The sequence below is a fragment of the Natrarchaeobaculum aegyptiacum genome (assembly GCF_002156705.1).
Lineage (GTDB): Archaea > Halobacteriota > Halobacteria > Halobacteriales > Natrialbaceae > Natrarchaeobaculum > Natrarchaeobaculum aegyptiacum.
On sequence record NZ_CP019893.1, the window covers coordinates 3,256,578 to 3,274,046 of the forward strand.

The 17,469-nt window shown below is 64.4% G+C and carries 19 protein-coding genes; 11 read left to right on the forward strand and 8 right to left on the reverse strand.

What is annotated here, in order from left to right; all coding sequences use genetic code 11:
• Nucleotides 1–199: 199 nt before the first annotated feature.
• From B1756_RS15755 to B1756_RS19705, 3 genes are all read right to left on the reverse strand, one after another.
• Nucleotides 200–2,050 (reverse strand): cation:proton antiporter domain-containing protein, encoded by a 1,851-nt coding sequence (locus tag B1756_RS15755; protein WP_086889415.1) that lies wholly within the window; start codon nucleotides 2,048–2,050, stop codon nucleotides 200–202.
• 82 nt (nucleotides 2,051–2,132) lie between these two features.
• On the reverse strand, nucleotides 2,133–3,152 hold the full coding sequence (locus tag B1756_RS15760; RefSeq protein ID WP_086889416.1) for a sulfite exporter TauE/SafE family protein: 1,020 nt from the start codon (nucleotides 3,150–3,152) through the stop codon (nucleotides 2,133–2,135).
• Nucleotides 3,153–3,299, reverse strand: coding sequence for a DUF7512 family protein (locus B1756_RS19705; RefSeq protein ID WP_186336471.1), 147 nt, complete (start codon nucleotides 3,297–3,299; stop codon nucleotides 3,153–3,155).
• A 403-nt stretch (nucleotides 3,300–3,702) separates the two neighbouring features.
• Between B1756_RS19705 and B1756_RS15770 the strand changes: the two genes are divergently transcribed.
• From B1756_RS15770 to B1756_RS15780, 3 genes are all read left to right on the forward strand, one after another.
• Complete coding sequence (locus tag B1756_RS15770) at nucleotides 3,703–4,542, forward strand: universal stress protein (protein WP_086889418.1); 840 nt, start codon at nucleotides 3,703–3,705, stop codon at nucleotides 4,540–4,542.
• A 265-nt stretch (nucleotides 4,543–4,807) separates the two neighbouring features.
• A complete protein-coding gene (locus B1756_RS15775) occupies nucleotides 4,808–5,296 on the forward strand; it encodes a cupredoxin domain-containing protein (RefSeq protein ID WP_086889419.1) in 489 nt (162 codons plus the stop codon).
• Between the two features lie 63 nt (nucleotides 5,297–5,359).
• Nucleotides 5,360–5,809: a thioredoxin family protein gene (locus tag B1756_RS15780; protein ID WP_086889420.1), complete on the forward strand. Its 450-nt coding sequence runs from the start codon at nucleotides 5,360–5,362 to the stop codon at nucleotides 5,807–5,809.
• 201 nt (nucleotides 5,810–6,010) lie between these two features.
• Here the strand turns inward: B1756_RS15780 and B1756_RS15785 are convergent, their stop codons facing one another.
• On the reverse strand, nucleotides 6,011–7,591 hold the full coding sequence (locus B1756_RS15785; protein ID WP_086889421.1) for a dihydrolipoyl dehydrogenase: 1,581 nt from the start codon (nucleotides 7,589–7,591) through the stop codon (nucleotides 6,011–6,013).
• Nucleotides 7,592–7,792: 201 nt separating this feature from the next.
• On the opposite strand from B1756_RS15785, the gene B1756_RS15790 reads away from it, so the two are divergent.
• Complete coding sequence (locus tag B1756_RS15790) at nucleotides 7,793–8,590, forward strand: ZIP family metal transporter (protein WP_086890222.1); 798 nt, start codon at nucleotides 7,793–7,795, stop codon at nucleotides 8,588–8,590.
• Nucleotides 8,591–8,685: 95 nt separating this feature from the next.
• Here B1756_RS15790 and B1756_RS15795 read toward each other — a convergent pair whose 3' ends face one another.
• From B1756_RS15795 to B1756_RS15805, 3 genes are read right to left on the reverse strand one after another with little or no spacing between them, the layout of a single operon-like run.
• Complete coding sequence (locus B1756_RS15795; protein ID WP_086889422.1) at nucleotides 8,686–9,147, reverse strand: YeeE/YedE family protein; 462 nt, start codon at nucleotides 9,145–9,147, stop codon at nucleotides 8,686–8,688.
• Nucleotide 9,148: 1 nt separating this feature from the next.
• Nucleotides 9,149–9,706, reverse strand: coding sequence for a YeeE/YedE family protein (locus B1756_RS15800; protein WP_086889423.1), 558 nt, complete (start codon nucleotides 9,704–9,706; stop codon nucleotides 9,149–9,151).
• A 20-nt stretch (nucleotides 9,707–9,726) separates the two neighbouring features.
• Entirely contained in the window at nucleotides 9,727–10,920 is a 1,194-nt protein-coding gene (locus B1756_RS15805; protein WP_086889424.1) for an MBL fold metallo-hydrolase, read from the reverse strand.
• 243 nt (nucleotides 10,921–11,163) lie between these two features.
• Here B1756_RS15805 and B1756_RS15810 point away from each other — a divergent pair, with 243 nt between their 5' ends.
• The 7 genes from B1756_RS15810 (at nucleotide 11,164) to B1756_RS15840 (ending at nucleotide 15,950) form a co-directional block, all read left to right on the forward strand.
• Complete coding sequence (locus tag B1756_RS15810; RefSeq protein WP_086889425.1) at nucleotides 11,164–11,409, forward strand: sulfurtransferase TusA family protein; 246 nt, start codon at nucleotides 11,164–11,166, stop codon at nucleotides 11,407–11,409.
• Between the two features lie 4 nt (nucleotides 11,410–11,413).
• Nucleotides 11,414–12,004 (forward strand): DsrE/DsrF/DrsH-like family protein, encoded by a 591-nt coding sequence (locus B1756_RS15815; RefSeq protein WP_086889426.1) that lies wholly within the window; start codon nucleotides 11,414–11,416, stop codon nucleotides 12,002–12,004.
• Between the two features lie 32 nt (nucleotides 12,005–12,036).
• Nucleotides 12,037–12,267, forward strand: coding sequence for a DdfA family disk-determining factor (locus B1756_RS15820; RefSeq protein ID WP_086889427.1), 231 nt, complete (start codon nucleotides 12,037–12,039; stop codon nucleotides 12,265–12,267).
• 109 nt (nucleotides 12,268–12,376) lie between these two features.
• On the forward strand, nucleotides 12,377–13,729 hold the full coding sequence (locus B1756_RS15825; RefSeq protein WP_086889428.1) for an FAD-dependent oxidoreductase: 1,353 nt from the start codon (nucleotides 12,377–12,379) through the stop codon (nucleotides 13,727–13,729).
• 99 nt (nucleotides 13,730–13,828) lie between these two features.
• Nucleotides 13,829–14,641, forward strand: a complete 813-nt coding sequence (locus tag B1756_RS15830; protein ID WP_086889429.1) for an SCO family protein — start codon at nucleotides 13,829–13,831, stop codon at nucleotides 14,639–14,641.
• A 2-nt stretch (nucleotides 14,642–14,643) separates the two neighbouring features.
• Nucleotides 14,644–15,198: a TlpA family protein disulfide reductase gene (locus B1756_RS15835; protein WP_086889430.1), complete on the forward strand. Its 555-nt coding sequence runs from the start codon at nucleotides 14,644–14,646 to the stop codon at nucleotides 15,196–15,198.
• 2 nt (nucleotides 15,199–15,200) lie between these two features.
• Nucleotides 15,201–15,950: a cytochrome c biogenesis CcdA family protein gene (locus B1756_RS15840; protein ID WP_086889431.1), complete on the forward strand. Its 750-nt coding sequence runs from the start codon at nucleotides 15,201–15,203 to the stop codon at nucleotides 15,948–15,950.
• An 18-nt stretch (nucleotides 15,951–15,968) separates the two neighbouring features.
• Here the strand turns inward: B1756_RS15840 and B1756_RS15845 are convergent, their stop codons facing one another.
• Entirely contained in the window at nucleotides 15,969–17,330 is a 1,362-nt protein-coding gene (locus tag B1756_RS15845; RefSeq protein WP_086889432.1) for a nicotinate phosphoribosyltransferase, read from the reverse strand.
• Nucleotides 17,331–17,469 lie beyond the last annotated feature (139 nt).

Consider the following 17,469-nt stretch of genomic DNA (forward strand, 5'->3'; position numbering starts at 1 on the left):
TCTGGTACGACTGGCGAAGCCCGTGGGCACGTCGTCTTCACGAGGTGGTCTCGTGGCTTCGAGATTGCATTCGAGTCGAGTTCCGACTCGATGATGCCGGGGGAGGGCCCGACCGCTAGTGGCGGTCCAGGCCTGAACTGGTGAGTGAAACCGAGCGCGGGTGACCGGGTTCACTCCTCAGTCGACACCTGGAACGGTACTAGTCGTGCGGGTGAAACCGTTTGACAGCCTGCTCGACGGCGTCGGTCTCGCCGAGGAAGGTGACCCGGTCGCCGTCTCGAAGCCGGTGGTCGCCAGTCGGCACCTCGGTCGTTCCATCCCGGTGGGTCAGCAACCCGACGATACAGCCGTCTGGAATCTCGGCATTGACGTCCGCGATCGTCTTGCCGACCAGATCCGACGCCGTCACTTCGATCTCCTGGACGTCACCGGTGCGGCCGAGTTCGTTCATCCACGCCGACAGCGACGGCCGCTCTAAGACGTTCTCGAGCGACCACGCGGTGGCCATCGAGAGGTCGATCGCGTGGACGTCGAGGGCTTCGAAGGCGTCGACGTTCTCGGGCTGGTTGACCCGCGAGGCGACCGTCTCGACGTCGAAGGTGGTCTGGGCGAGCTGGCAGACCAGCAGGTTGACGTCGTCGTCGGGCGTGGTCGCGATGACCGTCTTCGCGTCGTCGACGCCCGCTTGCTCGAGGACTGCGGCGTCGGTGCCGTCACCCTCGAGCGCCCGGAGGCCGCGTTTACGGGCTTTTTCGACGGCATCCGGGTTCGCGTCGACCAGCAGTACGTTCTCTCCGTCCTGTTCGAGTCGTTCTGCGAGGGAGAGGCCGACCCGTCCCCCGCCGACGATGATGGTGCGCATTGGTGAAACCTCGAGTACGTTCGCGATCTGTCGAGCGAGGCCGGCCTGGAGGACGACCGTCGCGAAGATGATCAGAAAGACGGTGCCGGCGAGCAACTGGGCCTCCTGTGGGCGGCCGAGCGCTTGCAACTCGACGGCAAAGAGCGTCGCGACGCTGGCGGGAATGATCCCACGAGGGCCGACCGCCGAGAGGAAGAGTCGCTCGTTGCGGGTGAATCGCGCGCCGGTCGTCGAGAGGTAGATGACGGCCGGCCGGAGCACCATCGTGATCGCGACGACGATGGCGATTCCGGCCAGTCCGAGGGCCATGATGTCCTGAAAATCGATCAGCGCGGCCAGCGCGACGAAGACGAACGAGAGAACCACCACGGAGACGTCGTCGAGGAAGTCGATCACTTCCTCGTGGTACGGCAGATCGACGTTTCCGAGGGCGAACCCCGCCATCGCGGCCGCAGCGATCCCCGTCTCGCTGGCGAGAAACTCGGCACCGCCGTAGGCGACGACGATCCCCGCGAGGACGATCAACCGGGCGTGCAGCGGGGCTGCACAGGGTCTCGAGTAGCCTCGAGTGAGGAGCAACCAGACGGCGGCTGCGACTGCCGCGCCGACGCCGAGACCGATGCCCAGTCGCCACGCGAAATCCGCAACGAGGTGAGTGAGACCGCCGTCGCCGGCGATCAGCACCTCGAAGACGACGACCACCAGGATCGCCGCCGTCACGTCGTTGATCACGCCCTCGCCCTCGAGGACCGAGGCCACGTGATCTCTGACGGTGACGACCTGCAGGATCGGCCCGATCACCGTCGGGCCGGTCGCGATCAACAGCGCCCCGACTAACAGCCCCACCTCGAGGCTGGTCTCGAGGAATACGACGACCGCACCAGCCGTGCCAAGCCACGTCAGCAGCGCACCGACCGTGATGAGCCTCGTCAGCGCCGTCGGACTCTCCCGGAGCTTCTCGAGGTGGAGGTGATACCCACCCTCGAAGAGGATGATCGCGACGCTCACGCCGACCATCGCCGAGAGCCCGCCGCCGAACGTCTCACTCGAGACGATCCCGAGGACCTCGGGGCCGATGGCGATGCCGGCGAAGATCAGGAAGAGGACGCTCGGGATGCGGAGCCGGTCGGCGAGCACGCGGGAGGCGACCCCGAGGGCGAGGATGATCGCGATGACGGTGACGAGCATCACGGTCGAATACACCCGCGATCCACGGTGAAAATGATTTCAGTCGGTGTCTGCGTGCGATACTGGCGCGCGCCTGTCATGCTCAGTCGTCACCGTTGGGCGCGGGCTGGGTGGGCCGTGAGCCAGCCGACGTCTTCACCACCTCGTAGAGGATGATAGAGGCCACGGCGAACGACGAACCCACGAGCAACACGACGCTGAGCACGTCGAGCGTGCCGACGCCGAGCCAGTTAGCGAGTTCGCTGAGTGCGATCCCGGCGCTGGCCAGCACCATCATGATGCCGAAGTAGACGATGACGTCGTCTTCCTCGACGACGGTCGTCGCAGCCGAGCCGATCCGTGCGCCCAGTGCGCTGCCGACGAGTAGCAGCGAGACGACCGCGAGGTCGACGCTGCCGGAGGCCCCGTAGGTGAAGGTGCCGAACGCGCCGGAGAACAGCCCGGCGAACAGGCTCGTCCCGACGGCTACGGTCAGCGGCGTCCCGATCAGGTAGTAGATCGTGGGCATCCGCATGAACCCACCACCGACGCCGATCAGACCGGAGACGAGGCCGACGATACCGCCAGCCCCCGAAATCGTCCACAGCGACGCCCGGCCGCCGGAGACCAGCGAGATCATCGGGGGAATTGTGTACGACTGGATCTTCTGGCCGACGGCTGGAATCTCCTCGTCGTCGACGTCGTCGTCCGCATCCTCGTCCTCGAGGTTGTACGCCCGGCGGAGGAAGATCGCGCCGATCCCCGCCAGCAGGACGACGTAGGCGACCCCCGTGACGAGGTTGGCGATCCCCAGCGCCTCGAGAGCGAAGACGAGCCGGCTCCCGAGTTCGATGCCGATCGAGAGCACGACGAACAGCGCCGCGCCGAGTTTGTAGTCGACCTGCCCGATGTCGTAGTGTTTCATCACGGCGATGACCGACGTGCCGAAGTAAAACGCCAGTCCGCTCCCGATCGCGACGGATGCGGGATAATCGAGGATCAACAGGGTGGGCGTGATCAGGAACGAGCCACCCATCCCGAAGAAGCCGAACAGGACGCCGACCATGAAGCCGAAGCTCACGAACAGCGCCAGCAGCGGCAGGCTGAGTCCCAGTAGCTCCATCTATGTCTCGACGATCGTTTCGATCAGTGGTGCGGTGATACGTTCGAGGATGCCATATCCGGCGTAGAGGATCACTGCCTGTAGCAGGATGGCACCGACGACGAGCGTCGCCTGGACCGGTCCGGAGAGTGTGGCGAACTCGATCATGCGATCTCCCCTGCTGTCGTGTTCAGTTGTGTGCGGAACATGGATTTCTACTCAATCACTCCTACCAGCGGCGACGGTATAACGCTTTTGGGATTGGAGCACAATATTACTGCAATGTATCTCACGACTATCCAACGAGAATATCTGTATACGTTATGCAGATATCGCGGTCGACTCGAAAGGGGCCTCGAGACCCCGTTGATCCGCGGGCGCGCCACCACCGATCCGCAACTCGGCGAACGCAGGGTCGATGCGATTGATTGGTTGGGTATCCTGCTGTCTCGGTGACTGACTCCCTCTTACGGGCGCTGAACGAGGACCCGTGTCGACGAGAGCGGTGATTCTCGTCGTATCGGTATTGGACTACCCCAACAATATTATACCGTCGATCCCTAGAGAGCGTATGAAAGCGGTCGTAGCGACTGACCTGTCGGCGGCGAGTGAGGCGACCATCCAGAGCGAAACCTGTCTCGCGTGTATCGGCCGAATCGGTATCGAGGAGATTCACCTCGTGACGGTCGTTCCGTCGAACGTCCACGCGGGCATGCCCGGGATCGACTTCGAGAAACGACGACGCCGAGGACTCGAGCGATACAGTCGCGTCATCGAGGACGCCGGATTCGACGTCGAAAGCCACGTCGTCCGGGGGACGCCCCACCGGCGGATCCGCGGCATCGCCGAGACGATCGGTGCATCGTTGACGATCGTCGGCTCGCGCGGACAGAGTCCCCTCGAGAACCGCGTAATCGGTTCGACTGCTCGCAACCTCGCGCGGACGACGGTGACGCCGCTGCTGGTAAACCGGGTCGAACGCGAGGCCGAAGACCCTGAGGTCCTCCGGGAGCACCTGTTCCGGCGAATGCTCTTTGCGACGGACTTCTCGGAGAACGCAGACCGTGCGTTCGACTCCTTTTCGTACCTGCGCGGAGCGACGAAGGAGGCGACGCTCGTTCACGTCGAGACGCCGAAAGATCCCGGTCTCGCCGACGACGATCCGGAAGACCGCCTCGACGAACTCGCTGGCCAGCTCGAAGAGTGGGGGATCGAGACCCGGACCGACGTCCGGCAGGGTGACCCGGCAGACGAGATCCTCGCAGCCGAAGAGCAGTACCGGCCGACGACGATCCTGGTGGGGTCGCGAGGCCACAGCCGACTCCGCCGGCTCCTGCTCGGGAGTGTCTCCGAGGACCTGGTTGCCAGGGCGAACGGAAACGTGATGCTCGTTCCGCCGGCGAGCGTGTGAACGGCGTCGCCGTCGTATCGAACCGCATCGAACTGTCCCTCATCACGGCCCCAGGTTCAACCCGTCCTTACCGTCGGTAAGCCGGGGCAACCGTTGATTTGCCGGCCGGAACGGGGGTCTCGTTTTACTCCGTCTGCCGTCTCGAACCCGCTATGGACGAACCGACCAGATCGGGACGAATGCACACCGTTTCCACTCCGACGTGGATCACACGAACGCTCGAGATTGACCGCACACTGTTCATCAGACCAGTGGTGATCGGTCGATGAGCTGGACGTCGTCGATCGATCGGCGAACACTGTTGACCGCCGCGAGTGCCGCCGGGCTCACGTTCCTCGCGGGGTGCCCGGACGACGAGGAGGAACCGGACGACGACGAACCGGACGACGACGAGCCCGAAGAAGTCGACCTCGAGGAGTGGGAGGACGTCGACGAGTTCTACTTCGAAGGTCGAACCGAGGCGTGGGTCGGGATCGAACCCGAGATCATCGAAGACGAAGAGAACCCCACCATCACACTCATCGAGGGACAGGAGTACGATTTCCGCTGGGTGAACGGCGACGGCGTCACACACAACCTCGAGATCCGCGACGACGGTGACGAGATCATCGACGACTATCAGAGCGAAGACGTCACCGAAGAGGGCGAAGAGACGACTCTCGAGGGAGTCACTGCGACAGAGGAAATGGTGACATACATCTGCACGTACCACGAGGCGACTCAGGTCGGTGACATAACCGTCGAGTCCGAATGACTCTCGGTTGTATTGTGTCTTAAGTGCAAAACTATTTTGTCGTCGAGCCCGTATCACCACACGATGAGCGACACCTTCGACGAGGAACGCGAGCGGATTCGCGAACAGAAGAAGCGTGAACTCGAGGCCCGGCTCGAGAACGGCGAGGATCCACTCGCCGGAGACGACGATGCCGCATCGACGCCGGATACACCGATCCAGATCGACGGGCAGGGTCACCTCGAGCAGGTGATCGACGACCACGACGTCGTCCTCGTCGACTGTTACGCCGACTGGTGTGGCCCCTGCAAGATGCTCGAGCCGACTATTCAGGCGCTCGCGGCCGAAACCGACGCCGCGATCGCGAAGGTCGACGTCGACGCCCACCAGCCGATCGCACAGCAACTCGGTGCTCGCGGCGTGCCGACGCTCGTTCTCTACGCCGACGGCGAACCCGTCGAACGGATGATGGGGGCCCAGCCACGCCAGACGCTCGAGGGGCTGATCGAACAGCACACCGAGACTGCTGCGTAGTCGTGCCGGCGTAACCGCGTTGATAGGGACCGGGCAGGCCCTCGACCCCGTTTTTCGCGCTCGAGCCGGCCCTGGTCGTTCTCGACGGTGTGAGCCACACTGCGTCGTCGCAGTGGCGGTTCGCACTGGTCGAATCGATGAGGATTCTCCCGTCCCAGTAGCGAGTGGACACTCGAGTGCTGTTTCACGAGGGGAAATCACTCACTTACCGTGGTCGTGGTCGTCGTGGCTGGAATCGTCGCCCCGACTGTGGTCGTGGTCATCGTGGCTGGAATCGTCGCCCCGACTGTGGTCGTGGTCATCGTGGCTGGAATCGTCGCCGGTGCTGTGATCGTGATGATGGTGGTGGTTTTGTGATTCATCGCCGCGCCGGACGAACTGCCCGGCGAACGCCCGGTCGACGACCTCCGAGAGCGCAGGATGGACGTGAACCGATTCGCGGATATCCCAGACGGTCCCCGTCCCTGCAGTCATGGCGACGACGACCTCCTCGATCAGATTCGAGGCCTCGGGGCCGACGACGTGACAGCCGAGGATTCGTCCATCCGGCTCGATGAGGACCTTCACGAACCCCTCGGCCTTCATCGCGCTCCCGCGGGCGGTGTCCTCGTACCGGTAGGTTCGCACGGCGTAAGCCTGGTCGTCCTCCCGGAGATCCTGCTCTCGAGCGCCGACACCGGCCACCTCGGGCGAGCCGAAGACCGCGAACGGCATCGCCGAGTAGTCGACCGGTTCGAGGTCGTCGCCGAACAGGTTCCGCACGACGGTCGCCGCCTCGTGATTCGCGTTGTGCTTGAGCAGGTACTCGCCGACGACGTCGCCGAGCGCCCAGACTCCGTCGGCAGTGGTGCGCAGGTAGTCGTCGGTCACGACGAATCCGTCTGCGTCCGTCTCGACGCCAGTCGCCTCGAGGTTCAGCAGGTCGGTGTTGGGCCGCCGTCCCGCAGCGATCAGGAGCGCGTCGCCGCTGACGGAAACGTCATCGCGGTCTGCCGGGTCGTGCCAGGCCGGTGGGTACGGTCGAGCCTCGACGGTCACCTCCCCGTGGGTTTCCGACGCTGCGACGGCCTCGTATCCGGCGTAGACGTCGTACCGGTCTGCGTATCGGTCGGTGAACGCGGCAGCGACCTCCTCGTCGGCCTCCGGGAGCAGGTTCGGCCGACGACCGACGATCGACACCTCGCTCCCGAAGGTCCCGAAGAAGTGGGCGAGTTCGGCAGCGATGTACCCTCCGCCGACGACTACGAGCCGTTCGGGCGGTTCCTCGAGTTGCAACGCCTCCGTGCTCGTCAGATAGTCGACCTCGTCGATGCCGTCGATCGGTGGCATTGCCGGTCGGGTCCCGGCAGCGACGAGGACGGTGTCGGCTCGAGCGCGCTTTGCAGCGTCGGGACCGTCGACGATCTCGATTTCCCGGTCGTCGACGAATCGTCCTTCGCCCTCGAGCAGGGTGTGCTGGCTCGAGGCCTGCAATCCGTGGTGGATCGACGCGGCGCTCTCTGCGACGTCGTCGGTCACGTCGCGGACGATGTCGGCGAAGTCGACGTCGCCGACCTCGACGTCGATACCGAACTCGTCAGCGCGTTCGACGGTTTCCATCACCTCCGCGTGGTAGAGGAGCTTTTTGGAGGGAATACAGCCGCGGTTGAGGCAGGTTCCCCCGAGCGGACCCTTCTCGACGACCGCGACCGATTGGCCCCGGCGGGCAGCGGCGTTTGCAACGTCGAGTCCCGATCCAGAGCCGATCACGAGAACGTCGAATTCCGCCGGTTCCGATTCCATACGCGGTCGACACCGACCATCCCCATTATGGTTGTCGCTCGTGAGCACGACCATCTGCTCGACGACGCGGTCGCCGGGGTCACTCGATACAGGGCGTCAGAGAAGACGACAGATCCAGCATGGACGCCCGCCCTCGTGTACGCAGGACACCAGTTCGCGTCCTTTTATGTACTGGTGGGAGAAACAGCCACGTCGAAAGCCGTGTCCCTCCTCGAGAATCTGACGCTCGTGTTCGTCGCGGGCCTCCTCACCGCGCTGGCGACCGGGGTCGGTGCCCTCCCGTTTTTCTTCTTCGAGGAGATCAGCGACCGCGGAAACGTCGCTCTCTGGGGACTTTCGTCGGGGATCATGGTCTCGGCCTCCGTCTTCGGATTGCTCGAGGAGGGGCTGGCCGAAGGGTCGATCGTCGACATCGCCGCGGGGATGGCCGTCGGTGTCTTGCTCGTCGTCGTCGCCCACAGCGTCATCGTGGACGCCGACGTCGATCCCCGTCAGTACGAGGAAGCCGACTTCAAGAAACTCGTGTTGATCCTCGGCATCCTCACCGTCCACAGCTTTCCCGAGGGAATCGCCGTCGGGGTCTCGTTCGCAGACCTCGGTCTCGAGGGTGGCGTCTCGTTCCTCGGGTTTACAGTGCCGGTGCTCGCCATCTTCATGACGGTCGCCATTTCGATCCACAACGTTCCCGAGGGGACGGCCATCTCGATCCCACTCCGAACGATGGGCGTCTCGAAGTGGCGAATGGTCGGATGGGCGATCTTCTCGAGTCTGCCACAGCCGATCGGGGCCGTGATCGCGTTCTACTTCGTCACCATCGCCCGCGAGTTCCTCGCCTTTGGCTTCGGGTTCGCCGCGGGCGCGATGATCTACCTCGTACTGACCGAGTTCATCCCCGAGGCGCTGGATATCGGTGCGGAGTTGCCCCGCGGCGGGAAGCCAGAACTCGTCGGTGGCGTGCTGGTCGGCGTGGTGGTGATGGTGCCACTCGCGTTCATCTAGCGCTCGACAGTGAGACGACACAGCCAGATCTGCTGTCGGATAGACAGCCGAAATCAATAGAACTGTGCCCGGTTGGACCGGTGAAAAACGGACCGTCAGTCAGCGCCTGCGGGCGTCGTCTCCGAGGCGGCACGCTGACTGCGCCAGTAGCCCTGGACGTAGGCACCGACGAACATGCCGGCGAGCGCCCAGAGGATGGTGACGTTACCGACGCCGAGGCTGGCGTAGGCCGCGCCGGGACAGATTCCCGAGAGCCCCCAGCCGACGCCGAAGATCGCACCGCCGACGAGGACGTTGCGGTCGAAGGACTTCAGTCGGCGGCCGTATGGCCGGCCGGTTAGCGGGGCACGATCGCTGATTCGAGGCATCACGGCGAACGCGATGCCGGTGACGATCGCCGCACCGAACATGACGAACAGCAGCCCGAAGTCCTCGAATTGCAGGAAGTTCAGCACGACCTCGGGGCGGGCCATGTGGCTGAAGCCGAGGCCGAAGCCAAAGATCAGGCCGCCGACGAAGATCAGCGGCATGAACAGGGGGTGTCGTTGTTGACTCATCCTACGGACTCACCCCCAGTGCCATCACGATCTGGGCCGTTCCGATCGCGACGATCAGGAACGTGATCACGCCCACGATGGACGTCTTCGAGGCGGAGCCGACGCCACAGACGCCGTGACCGGATGTACAGCCCTTGCCGATTCGCGTGCCGATTCCGACGAGGATCCCGCCGAGGAACAGCCGCCACGGCTGGACGTCAGTCAACCAGAGTGTGACACCCCCGACGTCGTACAGCTGTCCAGTCGTTCCGGACGCGTAGAGGCCGCTCGAGAGCAGTCCAGACTGGAACGTCAGGGCGTAGACGAACGCGCCCGCGACGATCCCGAGCGTGAAGACGACCCGCCAGTCGCGCGAACTGACGTACTGCTGAAATCGCGACTGGTCGGAGACGTACGAGAGCGTCGACTCGAGGAACGTGCTCGCGCCGGCCGGAATGCCGGTGCCGAGGTAGATCACGGCGGCCCCGAGGCCGACGAGCAGTCCCCCGACGGCGTACCGGCTGATCCCAACGGGAAACAGCGACTCGTACAGCGCGGGAGCGAAGAGTTCAGATACCATTCGGCTGTGAGATGGGAGCGCTAGTCACCGGCCAGGGATTCCTGGCTTGCGGCGCAGTTGTTCGGCCCGAGTTCGAGTTCGAACGCCTCGTCGTCGTCGGCCTCGTTCTGGCCGAGGTTCGTCGGGATGATCGTCTCGTAGTTGGCCGGACGCGGCGGCATGTCCGAGAGGATCAGGTCGACGAACTCGTCTTTCGCCATCGAGAGGGCGTCCATCTCGTCGACCAGCTGGCCGATCGGGGCGGTGTAGGTACCGTCCTCGGCCGGTTCGGCGGCGTCACTGAAGTGTGCGCCACCGATCAACGTCTCGTCGGGCAGCGTCAGTACGCGCTCGTGGAGCGAGTCGTGGAGCATCTGGGCAGCTTCGGGAGCACCGTCGTCGCCCTCCTCGAGGTCTGGACGGGCGACGCTCTCGACGAACAGGCCGTCGCCGGTCGCGAGCAGCGAGTCGTCGATCAGATACGACGTCATGTCGGTGGTGTGTCCGGGCGTGGAGACGGCCTCGACGGTGATGTCGCCGACGTTGAACTCGTCGCCGTCCTCGGCGAGGGTCACGTCGGCGGCGTAGGTCGCACCCCGGTCGGCGGATTTGCTCGGGATGACGCCCTCGACACCCTCCTCGACGAGTGCTCGCACGCCCGAGATGTGGTCGGCGTGGATGTGGGTGTCGATCGCGTATTTCAGCTCGACGCCGAGTTCGTCGGCGTCCTCGAGGTAGCGGTCGGTGAACGCACGGAGCGGGTCGATTACGGCCGCCTCGTCGCCGTCGTAGACGAAGTAGCCGAGACAGCCACTCGAGGGGCGCTGGTACTGGAGCAGCGTGCCGGCCCCGTCGTAGCGCTCGACTTCGACGGCCTCGTAGATCTTCGCCCAGCCGTTCATTCCGTCCTCGAGGTGGTGGACGTCGTAGCCGCGGTCTTTGAGCGTGGCGGCGACGAACTCGCTGGCACCACCTTTCGCACAGAGGACGGTGACCTCACGGTCCTCGGGGACGGCTGCGAGGATCTCCTCGTCGATCTCGTCCTCGAGGAATTCGAAGTACGGGACGTTGATCGATTCGACGGTCTCTCCGTCGATCTTCCACTCCTCGTAGTCGCCCTGCATCCGTGCGTCGAGAATCGTCACGTCCTCGCCGTCGTCGATTCGTGCTTTCAGCTCGGCCGGGGTGACCGCGTCGACGGTCACGTCGGGCATCGGAAAGTCCATCTCGTCCATGGTGTACACTCCAGTGTACCGGTTGCACTCACTTAAGGGTTTGCATGGTCTTTCGAAGACTGTACAATACAACCGATCCGCTTCGTTCACGTATGTGCGGAAAAGACTAGTTATAGAGCCCACAGAACGCGACTGTGAATCCCGTCGTATCGTGGCTGTTCACGAGGAGGGCAATAACCGGTACGTTTTTATAGTCGTGGTTAGTATTGTGGAATAGGTCCAATACAGACTCGAAGATCGACCATGACTACAGAATACGACACCACCGAGACGCTCGACGTGAAAGGACTGTCCTGCCCAATGCCCGTCGTCAAAGCGAAGCAGGCGATCGACGACCTCGAGGCAGACGACGTACTGGAAGTCGTCGCGACCGACTCCGGCAGTATGAGTGACATTCAGGGGTGGGCCGACGGAACTGACGGCGTCGAGCTGCTCGAGCAGGTCGAGGGTGACGACACCTACACGCACTACGTGAAGAAGACCGATTGAGACGATGAGTACCGACAACCCACCGGCGTCGGCCGACGGACCCGACGGCGAGATCGACCCGGCCGAGGTGCAGGCGTTGCTCGAGCGCGTCGAGGAACTCGAACAATCTGTCGCAGATATCGACGAAGGCGACGGTAACAAGAAGATGACTATCGTCGCGACCAAGGGGACCCTCGATATGGCCTACCCGCCGTTGATCCTCGCGAGTACGGCCGCCGCGTTCGACTGGGACGTCGTCGTCTTCCACACCTTCTGGGGACTCGACATCCTCCACGAGGAGACCTCGAAGAACCTCAAGCTCAGCGCGGTCGGTAACCCGAACATGCCGGTTCCCAACGCGGTCGCCGCGCTCCCCGGAATGGACGCGATGGCGACGAAGATGATGCGCAAGAAGATCGACGACAACGACACCGCCACGATCGAGGAGCTGATCGACCTCTCGCTCGACCTGGGCGTCGACCTGCAGGCCTGCCAGATGACGATCGAGCTGATGGACTACGACGAAGACGAGTTTTACGACGGCGTCACCACCGGCGTCGGCGCGGCCACGGCACTCCAGCACATGGCCGAGTCGGACGTCCAGCTTCTCATCTGAACGCTCTCCAGACCCTGCAGGACACACGATCCATGTATCGACACTCCCCTAGCTTTCGCGTCGTATCGGCCGTTGCGGATGCCGACGACGAGGATCTCGTCGACCTCGAGCCGCCCCTGTCCGAGGTCGTCGATCCGACGGCACTCGACCGGCTCTTCGAAGCCACTGCCACCAGTGACAGATCTGGCGAGGGGCGTGTCACGTTCCGGTACCGTGGCCACGACGTGATCGTCCGATCGGACGGCGACGTCGAACTCGAGTAATTCTGTTAGCTCCGGCTTTCGAGTGCCGTCGATCGCCGTACTGCATCGCTATTCTTTGTATTGGGAAATCTGCGAAATACTTTACTTGCTGGTCGACGACCTCGACAGTATGGACGACCCGTTCGTCATCGTTGGTGGTGACGCCGCCGGAATGAGTGCCGCGAGCAAGGCCAAACGCGAAAACCCGGATCTCGAGGTGATCGTCTTCGAACGGGGTGAATGGGTGTCGTACGCCGCCTGCGGGATGCCCTACTACGTGAAGGGAACGGTCGACGACCTCGACGACCTCGTCGCCGTCACTCCCGAGGAGTTCCGCGAGGGGCGTGACGTCGATCTCAGAACGAACCACGAGGTCGTCGCCATCGATCCCGACACACAGACGGTCACCGTCGAGGCCGACGGCGAGCAGTTCGACCAGCCCTACGGTGCACTGTTGATCGGCACCGGTGCCCGCGCAATCCAGCCCCCCTTCGACGGACTCGACCTCGAGGGCGTGTTCACGCTCCGGAGCATGGACGAGGCCGACGCGATCGAAGACGACGTCTCCGCACACGACCTCGAGACGGCCGCCATCGTCGGCGGCGGCTACGTGGGCGTCGAGATGGCGGAAGCGCTCACGGAACGGGGTATCGAGGTCTCGATCTACGAGATGCTTCCGCAGATCCTCCAGCCCTTCGGCGAGGAGACGGCGAGTGTCGTCGAGGATCACCTCGAGGACCAGGGCGTCTCGGTGCACCTCGAGACGGCCGTCGACGGTTTCGAGGGTGACGACCGCGTCGACGAGGTCCTGCTCGACGGTGGTGACCGGGCAGAACCGGCCGACCTCGTCGTCGTCGGCGTCGGCGTCGCCCCGAACGTCTCCCTCGCCGAGGAGGCGGGGATCGAACTCGGCCCGACGGGTGCCATCGCGACCGACGAGTACGGCCGGACGAACTGCGACGACGTCTACGCCGCGGGTGACGCTGCGGAGGCGACGAACGTCGTCACTGGCGAGCCCGATCACGTTCCACTCGCGCTGACGGCCAACCGCGCGGGTCGGGCGATCGGTACCACGGTCGCCGGCGAGCCGACGCCGACTGGCGGGACGGCAGGGACGGCCATCGTGAAGGCCTTCGACCTCGGTGCCGCGCGAACGGGGATCATCGACGAAGAGCGCGCTCGCGATGCGGGGTTCGACCCCGTTTCGGTGACGATCGAAGCACCCACGCGCCCGCACTACTACCCCGGGGCGACGGAACTGACGATCACGCTCGTGGCCGACCGGGAAACCGAACGGGTCCTCGGCGCGAGCCTGGTCGGACGCGACGGCGCGAAACGCATCGACACGGTCGCCACCGCCGTCGACGCCGAACTGACCGTCGGCGAACTGCTGAACCTCGACCTCGCGTACGCGCCACCGTTCAGCCCCGTCTGGGATCCGGTCCTGACTGCGGCGAAGGTACTTTCGGGAACACTCGAGTAGTTACCACGACGATCAATCCGTCACGACCGACGATGGTCAACGCGATCCATTCGGCGGGCGAACCAATGCCCCTTTGCTGATCGAGTCGAAGTGAGACACATGGAGAGGCGATCGGTCCTACAGGCGGTGGGTGCAGGCGGCGCGATGGCGCTGGCAGGCTGTCTCGACGGCGTCCTCGAGAGCGGTGCCGAAGGAGCCGTGCTCGGCCCGCCCGAGACCGACCTCAGTCAGTCCTCACACCCAACCTATGGCGACGAAATCCCGTCGTTTAGCGTCCCTGATGCGTTCACGGGTGAAGTCGTGACCGACGAGCAGTTCCACGGGGAGCGGGCGATGCTCATGACGTTCTTCTTTACGTCCTGTCCGGACGGCCTCTGTCCGGTTTTGCTGCAGATGCTCAACATGGCGTCGGAGGACGCAACACGCGAGGGATACGACGACGACGTCGCGTTCGTCGGCATCACGTTCGACCCGGAGTACGACACCACCGAGCGACTGCAGGAGGAAGTCGACAGCATCGGGATCGATCCGAGCGCAGAGAACTGGCACATCCTCCGTCCCGAGGACAACGACGAAGCATACGACGTCGTCGCTGGAGACTTCGGGACGCCGGTCCACCTCGAGCACGACGATCACGAAGAACACGACGATGGTCACGGTGATGGTGCCGAAAGCCACGACGATCACGATGGACACGACGACAACGACCACGGGGAACACGAAACCGATCGTGACGACCACGAGAACCACGACGACGCGCAAGTCGAAACAGCAGAGCCAACCGACGGGACCCACGTCTACATCATCCTCCTCGTGAACGAAAACGGGATCGTCGAACGGTCCTACCCCGGTGCAACGAACTACTCTGCCGAAGAAATCATCGACGACCTTCGAACCGTGGTGGAGGGGTAACGATGCGTCGACGGGAACTCATCGCCGGAGCGGTCGGGGGTGGCCTCCTCCTCGGGGGTGGTGCCGTTGCACTCGGTGGACTCCCCTCGGTCGGCGACGACGAGTCGTCCGAGCCTACCGAACCGATCGAGGTCCGCACCCTCGAGGCTCGCGGCAGCGAGGCCGGGACGATGACGGTTCCTGACGACGACCGGCTCACTGCGGTGACGTTCTTCGCGACGACCTGCTCGAGCTGTGCCGAGAAGATGCCCCACCTCGCCGAGGCAGCCGCGGGCCTCGAGGGCGAACCGATCCAGTTCGTCTCGGTGACGACCGAACCGGTCGGAAACACCGTCCCCGAATCCGAGGTCGTCGAGTGGTTCGAGAGTCACGACGGTGACTGGCTGCTCGCTCACGACGACGGCTCCCGGCTGACGGTGGCCTACGACGGCGTCCCATATCCGAAAACCGCCGTCGTCGACACCGACGGCACGACGCTGTGGGAACACGTCGGGACGGCCTCCACCGAGGAACTCCTCGAGGGGTTCGAGAGCGCGCTGGCGGACGCGGACCTGTAACCATGTTCGGTCCCGAGGTCCTCACCGCCGTCTCGTTCGCGCTCGTCGCCGGCGTGGCGACGTTCTTCTCGCCGTGTGCCTATGCACTGTTGCCCGGCTACGTCGGCTTCTACGCCACCCAGACCGAGGAACCGACCCTTCGTGGGACGGTCGTCCGCGGCGGGATCGCTGCCACTGGGATCGTCCTCACCCTCGCTGTGCTCCTCGGAGTCGCGTTCTGGCTGGGTCAACAGGCCGTCGAAGGGCTGTTGATCGTCGAGCCACTCGTCGGCGTCGCACTCGTCGCCTTCGGCGTGATCGTCCTCGCCGGCAAGGCACCCTCACTGTCGGTCACGTTGCCACAGCGGCGCTCGAGCGTCCTCGGCTTCGGGATCTTCGGCGCAGGGTACGCCGTCGCGGCTGCCGGCTGCGTCGCACCGATCTTCCTGACGGTCGTCGTCCAGTCGCTCGCGTTCCCGCCCACCGAAGGGGCGATCATCCTCGGCACGTACGTCGCATCGATCGCCCTGTTGATGCTCGCACTCACCGTCGCGACCGGCATGGGACTGCTCGCGGGAGCCGGTCGACTGGCCGCCTACAGCCACCGACTCGAGCAACTCGCCGGCGCAGTCATGATCGTCGCCGGTCTGGGACAGCTCTACGTCGCTTACGTCAACCCCGATCCTGACCCTGCGTCACTCCTCGACGGCGGAACCGAGACGGCGACTCTGGTTCTCGACGTTGCTCTCACCGTGACCGCCACACTGGGCTAGTTCCGTCGTGTGGTCGTGTCAGGCTTTCGCCTCGAGGTCGCGGCGCAACTCCTCGGTTGCCCGCTCGAGGCCGTCGCTGATCTCGACTGCGTACGGTTCGGGATCGTCGATCCGGCGATGGGGTGCAGGGAGGTTTGATCGCCGTTCGTTCGCCCGGTCGCGACTCGTCTCGAGGCTCGGGAGGTCGGCGACTCGTTCGCCGTCTTCGATCACGGGCTCGAGCAGGTTCTCGCCGGGGAGCGACTCCACCCTGAGACCGATCACGTCGCCGACGTACTGGCCGTTCTCTTCGATTCGATGGACTCGTTTTGCGTGCGGGTAGGTCACCTTGCCCGTCGAGAGCTTCATGGTGGGGTGCATCTCGCCGTCGCGTTCGACTGCGACGAGTTTGTAGACGCCCTCGACCTTCGGGGCGTCCGTGCTCGTGACCAGCGCCGTCCCCGGACCGAAGCCGGTTGCGACGCCGTCGCGGTCGAAAAAATCCCGGATGGCATACTCGTCGATTCCGGAGGAAATGTACTGGTCGAGCTCACAGACCTCGTCGACGGCCTTCGAGAGGGCAGGCAGATCCCCCGAGTCGAGTCGAACGCCGCGAATCTCGAGACCCATCTCGTCGGCGACGTCGGCGGCGAGTTCGGCGCCGGCGACCGTGTCGTAGGTGTCGATCAGCAAAATGGTCTCCTCGCCGTGTTCGGCGAGATAGGTCTCGAATGCCGCCCGCTCTGTGGCGAAACTCTGGACCCACGAGTGAGCCATCGTGCCGAAGACGGGGACGTCGAACAGTTCGCCGGCAGCGACGTTCGACGTGCCGTCGAAACCGCCGACGTACGCCGCTCGAGCCGCCTTGATCCCCGCGTCTGTCCCGTGCGAGCGTCGCGAGCCGAAGTCGACGAGCGACTGCCCGTCGCCCTGGCGGTCGATCACGTCGCGCATCCGCCCGGCCTTCGTCGCCACGAGCGTCTGGTAGCCGAGCTGGTTGATCACGATCGTCTCGAGCAACTGCCCCTGCAGGATCGGCGCGGTCACCTCGAGCATCGGCTCGTTCCCGAAGACCGGCGTCCCCTCCGGGAGTGCCCAGACGTCGCCGGTGAACTCGAGGTCGCTAAGGTGTTCGAGGAATCTCTCCCCGAAGCCCAGTTCGGAGAGGTAGTCGATCGCCCGCGGACCGAACGAGAGCTGTTCGATGGCGTGAACGGCCTGCTCGAGGCCAGCGGTGAGCATGTAGCCCCGTTTCGTCGGCAACTCCCGGAAGAAGAGACTGAACGTCGCTCGCGGGTTGTGCTCCTGGTTGTAGTAGGCCTGCATCATCCGCAACTCGTACAGGTCGGTAAACAGCGGCGCGGTCTCTGGGGAGAGGTACCCCGCGGTCGGCTGGGTCATTGCGTGGCATGTGTTCGCACTCGAGACGCATAAACCGACCCGGGGTGGGGGCCGCCCGCGACCGATGCCACGGAAACGGGGCCTGCTGTGGTAGCCACTGAGCGTCAGTGCACACCCGATCGCCCGACAGCTGTGCGAT